Source organism: Cytobacillus spongiae, assembly GCF_021390075.1.
Genome location: NZ_CP089997.1, coordinates 102,558 through 119,772, shown reverse-complemented (window position 1 = coordinate 119,772; position 17,215 = coordinate 102,558). Strand labels below are relative to the sequence as shown.

Annotated in this window: 10 protein-coding genes, 3 rRNA genes and 1 other annotated feature; all 13 genes read right to left on the bottom strand. The window is 43.0% G+C overall.

What is annotated here, in order from left to right; all coding sequences use genetic code 11:
• Nucleotides 1–64: 64 nt before the first annotated feature.
• Nucleotides 65–284 (bottom strand) — a binding site (T-box leader).
• 44 nt (nt 285–328) lie between these two features.
• The 13 genes from gltX to LS684_RS00545 all read right to left on the bottom strand — a co-directional run bounded on the left by gltX (nt 329) and on the right by LS684_RS00545 (nt 17,207).
• A complete protein-coding gene (gene gltX, locus LS684_RS00605; RefSeq protein ID WP_233809033.1) occupies nt 329–1,786 on the bottom strand; it encodes a glutamate--tRNA ligase in 1,458 nt (485 codons plus the stop codon).
• 113 nt (nt 1,787–1,899) lie between these two features.
• Nucleotides 1,900–2,382: a 2-C-methyl-D-erythritol 2,4-cyclodiphosphate synthase gene (gene ispF, locus LS684_RS00600; protein ID WP_233809031.1), complete on the bottom strand. Its 483-nt coding sequence runs from the start codon at nt 2,380–2,382 to the stop codon at nt 1,900–1,902.
• Nucleotides 2,383–2,384: 2 nt separating this feature from the next.
• The gene (gene ispD, locus LS684_RS00595; RefSeq protein ID WP_233809030.1) at nt 2,385–3,092 is read right to left on the bottom strand and encodes a 2-C-methyl-D-erythritol 4-phosphate cytidylyltransferase; all 708 of its coding nucleotides are present in this window, start codon (nt 3,090–3,092) and stop codon (nt 2,385–2,387) included.
• Between the two features lie 19 nt (nt 3,093–3,111).
• Nucleotides 3,112–4,194 carry a PIN/TRAM domain-containing protein gene (locus LS684_RS00590; RefSeq protein ID WP_233809029.1) on the bottom strand — a complete coding sequence of 361 codons (1,083 nt, stop codon included), beginning with the start codon at nt 4,192–4,194 and terminating at the stop codon, nt 3,112–3,114.
• A 227-nt stretch (nt 4,195–4,421) separates the two neighbouring features.
• On the bottom strand, nt 4,422–5,495 hold the full coding sequence (gene disA, locus LS684_RS00585) for a DNA integrity scanning diadenylate cyclase DisA (RefSeq protein ID WP_233809028.1): 1,074 nt from the start codon (nt 5,493–5,495) through the stop codon (nt 4,422–4,424).
• A gap of 3 nt (nt 5,496–5,498) precedes the next feature.
• Nucleotides 5,499–6,878, bottom strand: a complete 1,380-nt coding sequence (gene radA, locus LS684_RS00580; protein WP_233809027.1) for a DNA repair protein RadA — start codon at nt 6,876–6,878, stop codon at nt 5,499–5,501.
• Between the two features lie 266 nt (nt 6,879–7,144).
• Complete coding sequence (gene clpC / locus LS684_RS00575; RefSeq protein WP_233809026.1) at nt 7,145–9,586, bottom strand: ATP-dependent protease ATP-binding subunit ClpC; 2,442 nt, start codon at nt 9,584–9,586, stop codon at nt 7,145–7,147.
• A gap of 13 nt (nt 9,587–9,599) precedes the next feature.
• Nucleotides 9,600–10,670 (bottom strand): protein-arginine kinase McsB, encoded by a 1,071-nt coding sequence (gene mcsB, locus LS684_RS00570; protein WP_233809025.1) that lies wholly within the window; start codon nt 10,668–10,670, stop codon nt 9,600–9,602.
• Nucleotides 10,671–10,672: 2 nt separating this feature from the next.
• Nucleotides 10,673–11,221 (bottom strand): protein-arginine kinase activator protein McsA, encoded by a 549-nt coding sequence (gene mcsA, locus LS684_RS00565; protein WP_233809024.1) that lies wholly within the window; start codon nt 11,219–11,221, stop codon nt 10,673–10,675.
• A 22-nt stretch (nt 11,222–11,243) separates the two neighbouring features.
• A complete protein-coding gene (locus LS684_RS00560; RefSeq protein ID WP_233809023.1) occupies nt 11,244–11,705 on the bottom strand; it encodes a CtsR family transcriptional regulator in 462 nt (153 codons plus the stop codon).
• Between the two features lie 448 nt (nt 11,706–12,153).
• Nucleotides 12,154–12,270 (bottom strand): 5S ribosomal RNA (rrf, locus tag LS684_RS00555).
• Nucleotides 12,271–12,408: 138 nt separating this feature from the next.
• Nucleotides 12,409–15,341 (bottom strand): 23S ribosomal RNA (locus tag LS684_RS00550).
• Between the two features lie 315 nt (nt 15,342–15,656).
• Nucleotides 15,657–17,207, bottom strand: a 16S ribosomal RNA gene (locus LS684_RS00545).
• The 16S, 23S and 5S rRNA genes sit together here, the layout of an rRNA operon.
• Nucleotides 17,208–17,215: the final 8 nt, after the last annotated feature.

The window sequence follows — 17,215 nt, the reverse complement described above, 5'->3', positions numbered from 1 at the left end:
AGAAAAGCTCAAGCAGCCTTAGTACTCTGTCAAAGAAGATAGAAAAAAGCGCCCCTGTCAAAATGACAGAGACGCTTATTAAACGCGGTTCCACTCTGTTTAGCCATCAAGAAAGATGACTCAACTTAGCCTGTTAACGGATGGTTCCGCTCATATCTACTTCATTGTTCAATATGAGATTCAGAGGTGCATTTCAAAAAATGAGCGGTTTGAACCACTTTCAGCCGGTGATGGTTCTCTCTAAAAAACATCATTTCTTTACTTCTCCTCATCAGCACTTTAGCATATACAGTTAATACTTTTACTATATTACATTTTTGCCAATTTGTTAATTAATAATGCTTGTTAATCGTTTTTTTACCATTTCTTTCCCTAAAAGGGCAATGGCTTGTGGAAGGTCTGGGCCATGCGTTTGACCTGTAGTCGCAACACGGACAGGCATAAACAACTTTTTGCCTTTATGCCCAGTTTCCTTTTGTACAGCTTTTAATGCCCCTTTAATTCCATCAGCATCAAAAACTTCTAGCTCGTCAATTTTCTCAAGGAAAGCGGAAAGAACTTCTGGTACCTGTTCTTCTTGTATAACTTCTTTTCCTTCTTCTTCAAACTCAATCTCATCTTTGAAGAATAGTTCTGTTAAGTCTACAATTTCTGCACCAAAGCTCATCTTCTCTTGATGTAGAGCAATTAAGTCACGGAACCATTTGACTTGTTCTTCTGACATATTCTCCTCGACGCGCCCTGCTTTAATCAGATGAGGTAAAGCGATTTCTACTAATTGATCAACTTCAAGCTTCTTCATGTATTGATTGTTCATCCAAGTTAGTTTCTGTTTATCAAATAACGCTGGAGATTTTGATAAACGATCCGCATCGAAAATTTGAATAAACTCTTGTTTTGAATGTATTTCTTCTTCACCAGCAGGTGACCAACCTAATAATGCAATAAAGTTAAATAATGCCTCTGGAAGGTAACCTAGTTCTTCATATTGCTCGATAAATTGAATAATTGATTCATCGCGCTTACTCAGCTTCTTACGGCTCTCATTCACAATTAACGTCATATGACCAAATACAGGTGGCTCAAAACCTAAAGCCTCATAAATCATAAGCTGCTTCGGTGTATTTGAAATATGATCATCTCCGCGAAGAACATGAGAGATTTTCATCAGATGGTCATCTACTGTTACCGCAAAGTTATAAGTTGGTGTTCCATCCTTTTTTACAATAACATGGTCGCCGATCCCGTCTGACTCGAAGGCAACCTCTCCTTTAACCATATCGTTAAACGTAAATACTTTTCCTTCCGGTACTCGGAACCGAATACTTGGCTCTCTGCCTTCTTTTTCAAATTGCTCGATTTGCTCTGGGGTTAAATGACGGCATCTTCCAGAATAACCTGACATATCGTTCTTTTCCGCTTGAATCTCGCGCTCTGCCTCTAATTCTTCTTCCGTACAATAGCATTTATATGCAGAACCATTTTCTAAAAGCTGCAGGTAGAATTTCTCGTAAATGTCATTGCGCTCGGATTGACGATAGGGCCCATATTCTCCACCAACATCAATACTTTCATCCCAATCCATCCCGAGCCATTTCAAGTAATCTAATTGACTCTGTTCTCCACCTTCAATATTACGCTTTTTGTCCGTATCCTCAATACGGATAATAAATTTTCCACCTTTATTACGCGCGTATAAGTAATTAAATAGTGCTGTACGAGCATTTCCAATATGTAAATGACCAGTTGGACTCGGCGCATAGCGCACTCGAATTTCAGTTGTCATAATATTCCTCCTGTAAAATAATACACCGTGTTATTCTTGACTATTTTATCATCCTGCCCAATTGAGATAAAGCAGAACTTTGCTGCAAATAGTTCGGTTGAGGGATTAAAAATCTACCCTTCTCTTTTTTGTAGTAAAACTACCGCTTGAGAGGCAATCCCTTCCTGGCGACCAGTGAAGCCGAGCTTTTCTGTAGTAGTTGCTTTGACATTTACCTGCTCCGGCGCCGCTTTCAAAAGCTCAGCAATACACTTTCGCATATCATCAATATGTGGTGCCATTTTCGGCATCTGAGCTATTATCGTGCAATCTGCATTTACGAGTTCATAGCCTTCTTTCTCAACGATTGCCCATACATGAGCTAATAGTTTAGCTGAATCTGCATCCTTAAATGCAGGATCTGTATCAGGGAAATGCTTACCAATATCCCCTGCACCAATCGCACCTAAACAAGCATCTGCCACAGTATGGAGCAAAACATCTGCATCCGAATGGCCAAGGAGCCCCTTTTCATAAGGTATTTCAATTCCGCCAATGATTAACGGGCGCCCTTCAGCTAACTGGTGTACATCAAATCCTTGTCCAATTCGAAACATCTCTATTTCTCCTTTTCATTAACTATTTGCTTTCTGTTTTTTTGTAAGATCGCCTCAGCAAAATACAAATCCTCTGGCGTCGTTAGTTTGATATTGTCGTAGTTCCCTTCAACAATGACAACACGTTCACCCAAACGTTCTACTAGACTTGCATCATCTGTGCCCAAAAAATGATCTTGCTCCGCTTTTTCATATGCTTTATGCAATAAGGAAATACGAAAAGCTTGTGGGGTTTGAACTGCCCACAAGCTAGAACGTTCGACCGTTACTGCAACTTTATGATTTTCTACCTTCTTAATCGTATCCTTAACAGGAACAGCTAGAATGGCCGCACCATCTTTCTTTGCAGCTTCAACAAGTTCATGTATGGCAAGTTGTTCGACAAATGGTCTTGCTCCGTCATGGACTAGCACCACCTCTGCCTTTTCTACTGCTTTTAACCCATTATACACACTATGCTGTCTCTCTTTTCCACCGATTACGAAGGAGATTACTTTAGATATATGATGTTGCAGAATAAGTGCTTCCATGTTCTTTCGATCATCAGGATGAATCGCTAGAATAATACCCTCACATTGATCATCTGCTTGAAATACTTTTAATGTATGAATGAATACAGGTATACCTTTAAGTTCCAGCAATAGTTTATTTTTCCCTGCTCCCATCCTCTTCCCTTGACCAGCAGCAGGAATAATGACTTGATAAGTCATAGAGCAAACCCCAATTCTATTATAACGCTTTTTCTAATAATTTCGGCTTGGCGAAAATCATTCGACCAGCCGATGTTTGTAAAACACTCGTCACCAATACATCAATATGCTTGCCAATATAATTACGACCTTCTTCAACTACAATCATCGTACCATCATCTAGATAAGCTACACCTTGGTTATGCTCTTTCCCATCCTTAATGACTTGTACATTCATTTCTTCTCCGGGGAGAACAACAGGCTTCACAGCATTAGCAAGATCATTAATATTCAACACGGCAACTTTTTGCAGCTCACACACCTTGTTTAAGTTAAAGTCGTTTGTTACAACAACCCCATTTGATATTTTCGCTAATTTTACCAGCTTGCTGTCTACTTCTTGAATCTCTTCGAAGTCCCCTTCATAGATCTCGACATTAATAGCAAGTTCTTTTTGAATTCTGTTCAGAATGTCTAATCCCCTACGGCCACGGTTTCTCTTTAAAACATCAGAAGAGTCCGCGATATGCTGAAGCTCCTCTAAGACGAATTGTGGAATAACAATCGTTCCTTCTAAAAATCCTGTTTGGCATATATCAGCGATGCGCCCATCAATAATTACGCTTGTATCAAGGATCTTTAGTTTATTTTCGGGCTGTTTTTCGACTTCTTCCTCTGCGTTCTTTCTTTTTCGATTAGAGAAAAGGTTTAAAAGCTCATCTCTTTTCTTAAACCCTACTTGGAAGCCCAAGTATCCAAATAATAATGTCAAAAGTATAGGTGCTACTGTGTTTAGAAAAGGAATATCAATTGCATTAAATGCATAGCCAATTAAAAATGCAATGATTAAACCAAAAGCTAAACCAACGCTTCCAAATAAAATATCCGTTATAGGTGCCTTCACCAATGACTCTTCAAACCACTTAATAAAATTCGCTACATAATCAACCGCCCAGAAAGTAATAAGATAAAATATAATTGCACCTAAGACAGCCGATACGTAAGGATTATTAATTATAGGAATGTCATCCAATTGAATTAATGATAGTAAATCAGGAATTAAAATAATACCAAGCGTTCCTCCGGTAATTAGGAAGCAGGCTTGAACAATGCGTTTTAACATTCCTTCACCTCCTTCTAATCATTATAAACAATTTCCTAGAATTGAAACCTATTATTACATAGAAATTTTATCTTTGTTAGACATTTGAAATATACGTTATTTTGCTATATTATTTTGTAATATTTTAAGCCGGCTTCTTCCCCTTAAGAGTAGCACTGGAAAAATAAGGTGTCAAATAATTTAACTTTTCATATTACCATAGATTGCACCTATAATTCAATGCTTATTTACAGCTGTCGATCTGCATAAAACTGCTCTCGAATGAGCTTGAGCCCTTCTTTTATTTTTCGTGCTCTAACCTCACCGATCCCGTCTACATCGTCTAATTCTTCAACAGTTGCTTTGACAATTTGGGGAAGCTCTCCAAAACGATCGATTAAATTTTCAATAATAATGAGCGGAAGTCGCGGAATCTTATTTAGCATACGATAACCCCTTGGACACTTGAATTCATCAATGTGAACATAGCCTTGATAGCCTAAAAGCTTTAACGTAGTTGTATCCTCTAGTACCTCTCCTGTTGCTAAGTCTTGCAGCTTTGACAAGAGCTCATTTGGATCTACACTTCGGCTTTGCGCATAATCTTTAATCACTAACTTAGCTTCTCTTTCCATATCCGTTAGTAGCTCAGTCATTTGTAATCGGATGAGTCTTCCCTCTGTTCCAAGCTCATTCAAGTAATTCAATAGCTCATTTTTTATCCGCAGAACCATCTCAAACCGGTGAATCACTTGTAGTATATCACTATAGGTAACAAGCTCTTCAAATTCGAGTATGCTTAAATTCGATATACTTTGCTCAAGAACAACTTTATATTTCTCTAACGTTTGAATCGCCTGATTAGCTTTCGTTAAAATGACTGCAATCTCCCGTAGAGCATAACGATAATTCCCTCTATATAATGTGATCACATTTCTCCGCTGAGAGATGGCAATCACTAATGACTTCGTTTGTTTCGCCACACGCTCTGCCGTTCGGTGCCTCATTCCCGTTTCAGACGACGGGATACTTGGGTCTGGCGCTAGCTGTGCATTTGCAATTAATATTTTATTTCCATCCGCGTTTAAAATAATGGCGCCATCCATTTTCGCTAGCTCGTACAAATAACTAGGGGTAAATGGACAATTGATTTGAAAGCCTCCGTCAACAATTCCTTTTACTTTTTCATTGCACCCCAGGACGATTAATCCTCCTGTATTTGCCCTTAGGACATTATCAATCCCTTCCCTAATAGGGGTTCCGGGTGCAATAAATTGAAGTATTTCGCTCATCGTTTTTTCACTTAGATGGTTTTTCTCCACATTTTATCCCCCTAATGTTGCCTTCAATGCCTCACTGACTGAGTGAACTCCCACTAATTCAATCCCTCTAGGTCCTTTCCATCCACCAAGATTATTTGCTGGTAAAATGACTCGTTCAAAACCTAGCTTGGCAGCTTCCTGCACTCTCTGCTCAATGCGTGAAACTCTTCGAACTTCACCGGTTAAACCTACTTCCCCAATTATGCAATCTGTCGCCTTAGACGGCTGATCTCGAAAGCTAGAGGCGATGCTAACTGCAATAGCTAGGTCAATGGCGGGTTCATCCAGTTTTACTCCACCAGCTACCTTTAAATAGGCATCTTGGTTTTGAAGTAATAATCCTACCCGCTTTTCTAATACAGCCATAAGTAACGATACTCGATTATGATCTATTCCTGTAGCCATTCTCCGTGGGTTTCCAAAGCTAGTTGGCGAGATTAACGCTTGAATTTCAACGAGGACAGGACGTGTTCCTTCCATTGATGCAACGACAGTGGAACCAGATGCACCTTGGGAACGCTCCTCTAAGAAAATTTCCGATGGGTTTTCAACTTCCTCTAATCCAAGCTCCTTCATCTCAAAGATCCCCATCTCATTGGTTGATCCAAATCGATTCTTCACCGCTCGCAATATTCGATAGGAATGGTGACGCTCTCCTTCAAAATATAGAACTGTGTCCACCATATGCTCTAGTAATCTAGGACCGGCAATCGACCCTTCTTTTGTAACATGCCCGACAATAAAGATGGCAATTCCCTTTGTTTTTCCAATCCTCATAAGCTCTGCTGTACATTCTCTTACTTGAGACACACTTCCAGGAGCTGACGTTACATGTGGATGAAATATCGTTTGTATTGAATCCACAATAACAAATTGAGGGTTAACCTGTTCAATCGTCAAATTAATTTCTTCCAAGTTGGTTTCTGAATAGATGAGGAGATTTTCTGAGGTGACACTTAATCGATCCGCTCTAAGCTTGGTTTGTCGCATTGATTCTTCTCCAGATATATATAACACCTTTTGCTGTTTATTCGCTAATTGAGAAGACACTTGCAGCAACAATGTCGATTTTCCTATACCAGGGTCCCCGCCAATCAGTACTAAAGAACCTCTAACGACTCCTCCACCAAGCACTCGATTCAGTTCTTTCAAGTCTGTTTCCATCCTCGGCTCACTAACAGTTTCAATTGATGTAATAGGTGTTGCTTTCGAAGCAACTCCAGTGGATTGCGAGTGAACAAAAGCTCCTTTCCTTGCTGGAGCTGTCTTTTCTATTTCTTCCACCATTGTGTTCCATTGACCACATCCTGGACATTTTCCCATCCATTTTGGTGATTCATACCCACAATCTTGACACATAAATTTCGTTTTTCGTTTGGCCATTGTGTTCTTCCTCTCTTGCTCTACTTTTCTTCCAGTATAAATGATATTTGGGCGAATGAAGAATGGTGGGAAGAAGTTCTCTCTACTATTCTTATTCAAAAATAGCGTATATTAGAAAAAATGTTCCGCCATTTGTTGATTTTTCAGAATTCCTCTATGTATTGTTCGAAATTTCATAAGAAACATCAAAAGAGGTACACGTTAAGAAACAGAACGTGTACCTCATTGATGCAAACATATCTGAAAAACGCTAATAAAGAGGGTCCTTATTTCACAGTCCCGCTTGCCTCAGCCGTTTTTACAACAAATTCATTTTCTTCCACATCAATGATGATTTGATGCCCTGTTAACACATTTCCTTTTAGCAATTCTTCTGAAAGTCGGTCTTCGATATGTTTTTGAATTGCTCGACGCAATGGTCTCGCACCATATTCAGGATCATAGCCTTCCTCAGCAATCTTCTCTTGTGCAGCACCCGTTAATTCAAGAGAGATATCCTGTTCTTTCAAGCGTTTTGTTAACTGATCCGACATGAGCGTAACAATTTCTTTTAAGTGCTTTTTCTCAAGAGCATGGAAGACAATGATTTCATCGATACGGTTTAGGAATTCTGGACGGAATGCGCGCTTAAGCTCCTCCATCACTTTCCCTTTCATATCCTTATAATCTTGCTCGCCATCTTGAATATTGAAGCCGACGTATTTATTACGTTTCAATGCTTCAGCACCCACATTTGAAGTCATAATAAGGACCGTATTTCGGAAGTCCACAGTTCTTCCTTTTGAATCAGTTAAACGCCCATCCTCTAGTACTTGTAATAGAATATTAAATACATCAGGGTGAGCCTTTTCAATTTCGTCTAATAAAATGACAGAGTATGGCTTTCTACGAACTTTTTCAGTTAATTGTCCACCCTCTTCATATCCTACATAGCCTGGAGGTGATCCAACTAGGCGTGATGTTGAATGCTTCTCCATGTATTCAGACATATCAATTCGAATCATAGCATCTTCATCACCGAACATTGCTTCAGCTAACGCACGAGCTAGCTCTGTTTTTCCGACACCAGTAGGTCCTAAAAATACAAATGAGCCTATCGGTCTCTTCGGATCCTTTAACCCTGCTCGAGCACGGCGAACAGCTTTCGAAATGGCCTTTACCGCTTCCTCTTGTCCTATTACACGTGAATGGAGAATATCTTCAAGCTTTAGCAGCTTATCCGTCTCAGTTTGAGCTAGTTTTGAAACTGGAATACCCGTCCAGCTAGAAACCACATGCGCAATATCCTCTACCGTTACTTCGGTATTTTCTTTCCCTTGCTGTTCTTTCCAAGTTTTCTTCGTATCTTCTAATTGTTCACGAAGACGTTGCTCTGAATCTCTTAGAGAAGCAGCTTTTTCAAATTCTTGACTTTGAACAGCGGCATCCTTCTCCTTGCGAACCTCTTCAAGCTTCACTTCAAGCTCCTTTAAATTAGGTGGTGTTGTATATGAACGTAAACGTACTTTTGACCCTGCTTCATCAATAAGATCAATCGCTTTATCAGGTAAGAAGCGATCAGAGATATATCGGTCGGATAGCTTGACTGCTGCATCAATTGCTGCATCTGTAATCGACACACGATGATGCGCTTCGTAGCGGTCTCTTAATCCCTTTAATATCTGAACGGATTCATCACTTGATGGCTCATCTACCATAATTGGCTGGAAACGTCTCTCAAGTGCTGCATCCTTTTCAATATATTTCCGGTACTCATCTAGAGTAGTCGCTCCAATACATTGAAGCTCCCCGCGTGCAAGAGATGGTTTTAATATATTTGACGCATCAATCGCACCCTCTGCTCCACCTGCACCGATTAGTGTGTGTAGCTCATCAATAAAAAGAATAATGTTTCCAGCTTGACGAATTTCGTCCATCACCTTTTTCAAGCGATCTTCAAATTCTCCTCGATATTTCGTTCCTGCAACCACTGTTCCCATATCTAACGTCATCACTCGCTTATCACGTAGAATTTCAGGAACTTCATTTTGGACAATCTGTTGAGCTAATCCTTCTGCAATTGCCGTTTTCCCTACACCAGGCTCACCGATTAATACTGGATTATTCTTCGTACGGCGACTTAGTACTTCAATCACTCTTTGGATTTCTTTGCTTCTACCAATAACAGGATCTAAGCTGCCTTCTCGGGCAATTGCCGTTAGGTCACGTGCTAAGTTATCAAGTGTGGGCGTATTTGCATTTGCTGCCGCTCCACCTTGGTGATTGGCAGATTCACTGCTTCCAAGCAGCTGTAGTACTTGCTGGCGAGCTTTATTTAAGCTAACCCCTAAGTTGTTTAACACCCTAGCAGCTACACCCTCCCCTTCGCGAATCAAACCGAGAAGAATATGCTCTGTTCCTACGTAAGAATGACCTAGCTTACGAGCTTCATCCATAGAAAGCTCAATTACTTTTTTCGCTCGAGGTGTATAGTGAATGGACTGAGAGGTATCCTGACCACGTCCAATCAGGTTTTCAACTTCCTTTTGAATTTTCTCAGAGCCTAAACCTAGTGCATATAAAGCTTTCGCTGCAATTCCTTCTCCCTCTCTAACCAACCCTAGCAGAATATGTTCAGTGCCAATATTATTGTGTCCTAATCGAATAGCTTCTTCCTGGGCTAATGCTAATACCTTTTGAGCTCTTTCAGTAAAGCGTCCAAACATCATATTTTCATCCTCCCTACTCGTTATCTTCCATTTTTAGTCTTTCTCTTATTAAAGTCGCACGACGGATATCCCGTTCATGTGGCCGCAACGGACCACCTGCATATTGCTGTAAAAATCCTGGCTGAGTTAATATCATCAGCTCATTAAGAATATTTTTAGATAGACCTTTAATATATCCAAGGTCTATGCCAAGCCTTACATCAGATAAGCACTTCGCTGCTTCCAGCGATTCGATAACTCTGCTATTAGATAGGATTCCATAGGAGCGGAATACTCTGTCTTCTAATTGTATGTTGGAAGTTTTCACTAATGCTTCACGAGCATATCTTTCTTGTGAAATAATCTGTGTCACAACACTCTGCAAATCTTCTACGATATCTTCTTCAGATTTACCCAAGGTAATTTGGTTTGAGATTTGAAAGATGTTCCCTAAAGCTTCGCTACCTTCCCCGTAAATTCCTCTAACCACCAATCCAAATTGACTTATTGCAGGAACAATTTGATTGATTTGTTGGGTTAACACGAGACCAGGCAAGTGCATCATGACGGAGGCTCTTAGCCCAGTTCCAACATTTGTTGGACAGCTAGTTAAATAGCCGATATGCTCATCAAATGCATAATGAACATGCTCTTCTAACCAATCATCGATCCGATTAGCTTGATCTAACGCTTCAGATAATTGAAGTCCTGGAAATAAACACTGGATACGAATATGGTCTTCTTCATTGATCATGATACTGATATCTTCCATATCAGATAATACACATGCACCTTGTGTAGCATCCTCTGCTAAGTGAGGACTAATCAAGTGCTTTTCCACTAATACTCTTTTTTGTAAAGGTTGTAGACCTTCCATTAATAATAGTTCCATATCATTTGGAACTGGAAAAAGGCCGGAACTAAGCTTTTCCTTTATTAATTGAATAATTTCCTTTGCTTCTTCATTTGAGAATTGAGTAGGAAATTTATATTGCTGTATGTTTCTAGCCAAGCGAATTCGAGAGCTTAAGACAATGTCAGCATCAGGACCTTCTGAACTCATCCACGAGCTGATGGCTTGGTTTATAAATTTTTCGAATGACAACCCTACTCCCCTCCTTCATTTGCTTGCTTTAAGCTATTTTCTAAAGAGCGGATTTCATCTCGAATTTCAGCTGCTTTTTCAAATTCTTCTTGATTAATAAGATGCTTTAGTTCAATTTTTAGCTCATCTATTTTCTTTTTCAGGTGAATGCTTCCACCAATTCGCTTAGGAATTTTCCCTGTATGAGAAGAATTTCCACTGTGAAGTCTTCTCAATATCGGTTTAAGTTGTTCTTTAAATGTCTCGTAACAGCCAGAACAACCAAATCGACCTACTTTAATAAATTGTTGAAACGTCATTGAGCAATGCTCACATTGTACGATTTCTTCTTTTTTAAAAGCTTCTTGCTTTGCCTGAGAAAAACCAGGTTCTACATTTAAAAGACCAGCTAATAAATTATTGATTGAAAATCCAGAAGCTCCGCCAAACATAAACTTCTCTCCGGTGTCCTTAGCACATTGCTCACAGAGGTGAATCTCTGTTTTTTCACCATTAATAATTTTCGTGAAATGTAGGGTTGCCGGCCTTTGGTTACATTCCTGACAGATCATACTTTCACCTCTCCATCAAGCTTTATTTATATTTCAAAGTAGTAATCATTGCTTTAAGCATTCGCGAACGTAGTTCATCACGGTATGGAAGGTCGATATAAAGAACAGAACGATCGATTACACTTAACATGATCTTTGCTTCCCTCATATTGATGATGTCCTCTTCTACTAAGCGTAATATAACATTCTCTGCACTGCTCTGTGATATTCGATTTTGTATTAACGATAGTAACTGGTCTATTAAGTGGGCAGCATCGTGAGATTGGACCTTCATAATTCGGATATAACCACCGCCACCCCGTTTACTCTCTACGATATATCCTTTTTCAATTGTAAAACGGGTATTGATTACGTAATTAATTTGAGAAGGTACACATTGAAATTTATCGGCTACTTCACTTCGTTTTATCTCAACAATTTCTTCCTCGCTCAATTCTAATACCTTTTTCAAATAGCTCTCGATTATATCAGAGATATTCCTCACTAAGCCTCCCCCTATCTGACTTTGACTATATTTGACTTTAATTATACATGAAATATGTAAGTCAACGCAACGAACAACTCTTTCTCAATTTTCCCATTTCTTTAGCTTCTCAAACCTATGAAAAGTATGAGATTCTGTTTGTTTGGATAGGTTTGAGTGAACAGGGAGTTTTTTATTTGATCATTTAGTTTCTAAAGGTAGAGCGGTTTGTGTTTCTGAGAGTTCGCTCTTTTTTAAAGTGAATGCTCTTGGCAACTACTCCATTAAATACCAATAAGGTGAAGTGGATACACGTTTGTTAATCTACGTTAACAAAAAAAGTGAGGAAACGCTCTCATTGAACGTTTCCTCACTTTTTTTAGGATTTATCCGAAGTTTGAATGTATATGCTTTATGCTATTTGTTCATTAACAAAAAAAGCAGCTCAATTTGAGCTGCTTTTTTTATTGCCTGGCGACGTCCTACTCTCACAAGGGGACAGCCCCTAACTACCATCGGCGCTGAGAAACTTAACTTCCGTGTTCGGCATGGGAACGGGTGTGACCTTCTCGCCTTCATCACCAGACTATTTTAATTTGAGGTTTGTTCCCTCAAAACTAGATAATGTATAGAAGAAAGAATTACGGTAATGCCATTGAATTGACTAGTCCAGCTACGGCTCCTACCTTCTATCGAAGTTGTACAGTCGCCTTCGCTTTCTTATTTGGTTAAGTCCTCGATCGATTAGTATCAGTCAGCTCCACATGTCACCATGCTTCCACCTCTGACCTATCAACCTGATCATCTTTCAGGGATCTTACTAGCTTGCGCTATGGGAAATCTCATCTTGAGGGGGGCTTCATGCTTAGATGCTTTCAGCACTTATCCCTTCCGCACATAGCTACCCAGCGATGCCTTTGGCAAGACAACTGGTACACCAGCGGTGCGTCCATCCCGGTCCTCTCGTACTAAGGACAGCTCCTCTCAAATTTCCTACGCCCACGACGGATAGGGACCGAACTGTCTCACGACGTTCTGAACCCAGCTCGCGTACCGCTTTAATGGGCGAACAGCCCAACCCTTGGGACCGACTACAGCCCCAGGATGCGATGAGCCGACATCGAGGTGCCAAACCTCCCCGTCGATGTGGACTCTTGGGGGAGATAAGCCTGTTATCCCCGGGGTAGCTTTTATCCGTTGAGCGATGGCCCTTCCATGCGGAACCACCGGATCACTAAGCCCGACTTTCGTCCCTGCTCGACTTGTAGGTCTCGCAGTCAAGCTCCCTTGTGCCTTTACACTCTACGAATGATTTCCAACCATTCTGAGGGAACCTTTGGGCGCCTCCGTTACTCTTTAGGAGGCGACCGCCCCAGTCAAACTGCCCACCTGACACTGTCTCCCGCCCCGATCAGGGGCGTGGGTTAGAATTTCAATACAGCCAGGGTAGTATCCCACCAATGCCTCCACCGAAGCTGGCGCTCCGGCTTCCAAGGCTCCTACCTATCCTGTACAAGCTGTACCAAAATTCAATATCAGGCTACAGTAAAGCTCCACGGGGTCTTTCCGTCCTGTCGCGGGTAACCTGCATCTTCACAGGTACTATAATTTCACCGAGTCTCTCGTTGAGACAGTGCCCAGATCGTTACGCCTTTCGTGCGGGTCGGAACTTACCCGACAAGGAATTTCGCTACCTTAGGACCGTTATAGTTACGGCCGCCGTTTACTGGGGCTTCGATTCAGAGCTTCGCTTACGCTAACCCCTCCTCTTAACCTTCCAGCACCGGGCAGGCGTCAGCCCCTATACTTCGCCTTGCGGCTTTGCAGAGACCTGTGTTTTTGCTAAACAGTCGCCTGGGCCTATTCACTGCGGCTTTTCAGGGCTATTCACCCTAAAAAGCACCCCTTCTCCCGAAGTTACGGGGTCATTTTGCCGAGTTCCTTAACGAGAGTTCTCTCGCTCACCTTAGGATTCTCTCCTCGCCTACCTGTGTCGGTTTGCGGTACGGGCACCTTTTTCCTCGCTAGAGGCTTTTCTTGGCAGTGTGGAATCAGGAACTTCGGTACTTTATTTCCCTCGCCATCACAGCTCCGCCTTATGGTAACGGGATTTGCCTCGTTACCGGCCTAACTGCTTGGACGCGCATATCCAACAGCGCGCTTACCCTATCCTCCTGCGTCCCCCCATTGCTCAAACGGAAAAGAGGTGGTACAGGAATATCAACCTGTTGTCCATCGCCTACGCTTTTCAGCCTCGGCTTAGGTCCCGACTAACCCTGAGCGGACGAGCCTTCCTCAGGAAACCTTAGGCATTCGGTGGATGGGATTCTCACCCATCTTTCGCTACTCATACCGGCATTCTCACTTCTAAGCGCTCCACCAGTCCTTGCGGTCTAGCTTCAACGCCCTTAGAACGCTCTCCTACCACTGACATCGTAGATGTCAATCCACAGCTTCGGTGATACGTTTAGCCCCGGTACATTTTCGGCGCGGAGTCACTCGACCAGTGAGCTATTACGCACTCTTTAAATGGTGGCTGCTTCTAAGCCAACATCCTGGTTGTCTAAGCAACTCCACATCCTTTTCCACTTAACGTATACTTTGGGACCTTAGCTGGTGGTCTGGGCTGTTTCCCTTTCGACTACGGATCTTATCACTCGCAGTCTGACTCCCATGGATAAGTCTTTGGCATTCGGAGTTTATCTGAATTCGGTAACCCGATGGGGGCCCCTAGTCCAAACAGTGCTCTACCTCCAAGACTCTTACTACATGAGGCTAGCCCTAAAGCTATTTCGGAGAGAACCAGCTATCTCCAAGTTCGATTGGAATTTCTCCGCTACCCACACCTCATCCCCGCACTTTTCAACGTGCGTGGGTTCGGGCCTCCATCCAGTGTTACCTGGACTTCACCCTGGACATGGGTAGATCACCTGGTTTCGGGTCTACGACCACATACTCATTCGCCCTATTCAGACTCGCTTTCGCTACGGCTCCGTCTATCCAACTTAACCTTGCATGTAATCGTAACTCGCCGGTTCATTCTACAAAAGGCACGCTATCACCCATTAACGGGCTCTAACTACTTGTAGGCACACGGTTTCAGGATCTTTTTCACTCCCCTTCCGGGGTGCTTTTCACCTTTCCCTCACGGTACTGGTTCACTATCGGTCACTAGGGAGTATTTAGCCTTGGGAGATGGTCCTCCCAGCTTCCGACGGGATTTCACGTGTCCCGCCGTACTCAGGATCCACTCAAGAGGGAACGAAGTTTCAACTACAGGGTTGTTACCTTCTCTGACCAGCCTTTCCAGGCTTGTTCGTTTACTCCGTTCCTTTGTAACTCCGTATAGAGTGTCCTACAACCCCAAGAGGCAAGCCTCTTGGTTTGGGCTAATCCCGTTTCGCTCGCCGCTACTCAGGGAATCGCATTTGCTTTCTCTTCCTCCGGGTACTTAGATGTTTCAGTTCCCCGGGTCTGCCTTCCATATCCTATGTATTCAGATAAGGATTCCATCCCATTACGGATAGAGGGTTTCCCCATTCGGAAATCTCCGGATCAAAGCTTACTTACAGCTCCCCGAAGCATATCGGTGTTAGTACCGTCCTTCATCGGCTCCTAGTGCCAAGGCATTCACCGTGCGCCCTTTCTAACTTAACCTATAAGCTTTCAATACACATCGCATCTCTTCGTCAGCTTCCTTCGCTCCGCTCCTCATGTACGTAAGTACATTCCGGTGCTCACTCAGTTGCTTCCTCGACCTGCTCGTGTCTTGAAACCTTCTAATTTCTTGTTTAGAGAAAATCTTAAGATTGGCGATTACTCGGTAATTCTTTTTTCTTCTATATTTCATTATCTAGTTTTCAAGGAACAAGTTCACTTTCTTCTATAATAAGAAGAGAGTTTGTTATAGAGAGATTGCTCTCTCAAAACTAAACGAACCATAAGCGTCAACTTTCATGTAAATATCCTTAGAAAGGAGGTGATCCAGCCGCACCTTCCGATACGGCTACCTTGTTACGACTTCACCCCAATCATCTGTCCCACCTTAGGCGGCTGGCTCCAAAAGGTTACCCCACCGACTTCGGGTGTTACAAACTCTCGTGGTGTGACGGGCGGTGTGTACAAGGCCCGGGAACGTATTCACCGCGGCATGCTGATCCGCGATTACTAGCGATTCCGGCTTCATGCAGGCGAGTTGCAGCCTGCAATCCGAACTGAGAATGGTTTTATGGGATTGGCTAAACCTCGCGGTCTTGCAGCCCTTTGTACCATCCATTGTAGCACGTGTGTAGCCCAGGTCATAAGGGGCATGATGATTTGACGTCATCCCCACCTTCCTCCGGTTTGTCACCGGCAGTCACCTTAGAGTGCCCAACTGAATGCTGGCAACTAAGATCAAGGGTTGCGCTCGTTGCGGGACTTAACCCAACATCTCACGACACGAGCTGACGACAACCATGCACCACCTGTCATCCTGTCCCCCGAAGGGGAACGCCCTATCTCTAGGGTTGTCAGGAGATGTCAAGACCTGGTAAGGTTCTTCGCGTTGCTTCGAATTAAACCACATGCTCCACCGCTTGTGCGGGCCCCCGTCAATTCCTTTGAGTTTCAGTCTTGCGACCGTACTCCCCAGGCGGAGTGCTTAATGCGTTAGCTGCAGCACTAAAGGGCGGAAACCCTCTAACACTTAGCACTCATCGTTTACGGCGTGGACTACCAGGGTATCTAATCCTGTTCGCTCCCCACGCTTTCGCGCCTCAGCGTCAGTTACAGACCAGAGAGTCGCCTTCGCCACTGGTGTTCCTCCACATCTCTACGCATTTCACCGCTACACGTGGAATTCCACTCTCCTCTTCTGCACTCAAGTTCCCCAGTTTCCAATGACCCTCCACGGTTGAGCCGTGGGCTTTCACATCAGACTTAAGGAACCGCCTGCGCGCGCTTTACGCCCAATAATTCCGGACAACGCTTGCCACCTACGTATTACCGCGGCTGCTGGCACGTAGTTAGCCGTGGCTTTCTGGTTAGGTACCGTCAAGGTACCGCCCTATTCGAACGGTACTTGTTCTTCCCTAACAACAGAGTTTTACGATCCGAAAACCTTCATCACTCACGCGGCGTTGCTCCGTCAGACTTTCGTCCATTGCGGAAGATTCCCTACTGCTGCCTCCCGTAGGAGTCTGGGCCGTGTCTCAGTCCCAGTGTGGCCGATCACCCTCTCAGGTCGGCTACGCATCGTCGCCTTGGTGAGCCGTTACCTCACCAACTAGCTAATGCGCCGCGGGCCCATCTATAAGTGATAGCCGAAGCCATCTTTCAGAATCCTAACATGTGTTAGGAGCCATTATCCGGTATTAGCCCCGGTTTCCCGGAGTTATCCCAGTCTTATAGGCAGGTTGCCCACGTGTTACTCACCCGTCCGCCGCTAATCTTTAAAAGCAAGCTTTTAAAGATCCGCTCGACTTGCATGTATTAGGCACGCCGCCAGCGTTCGTCCTGAGCCAGGATCAAACTCTCCATAAAAGAGTATT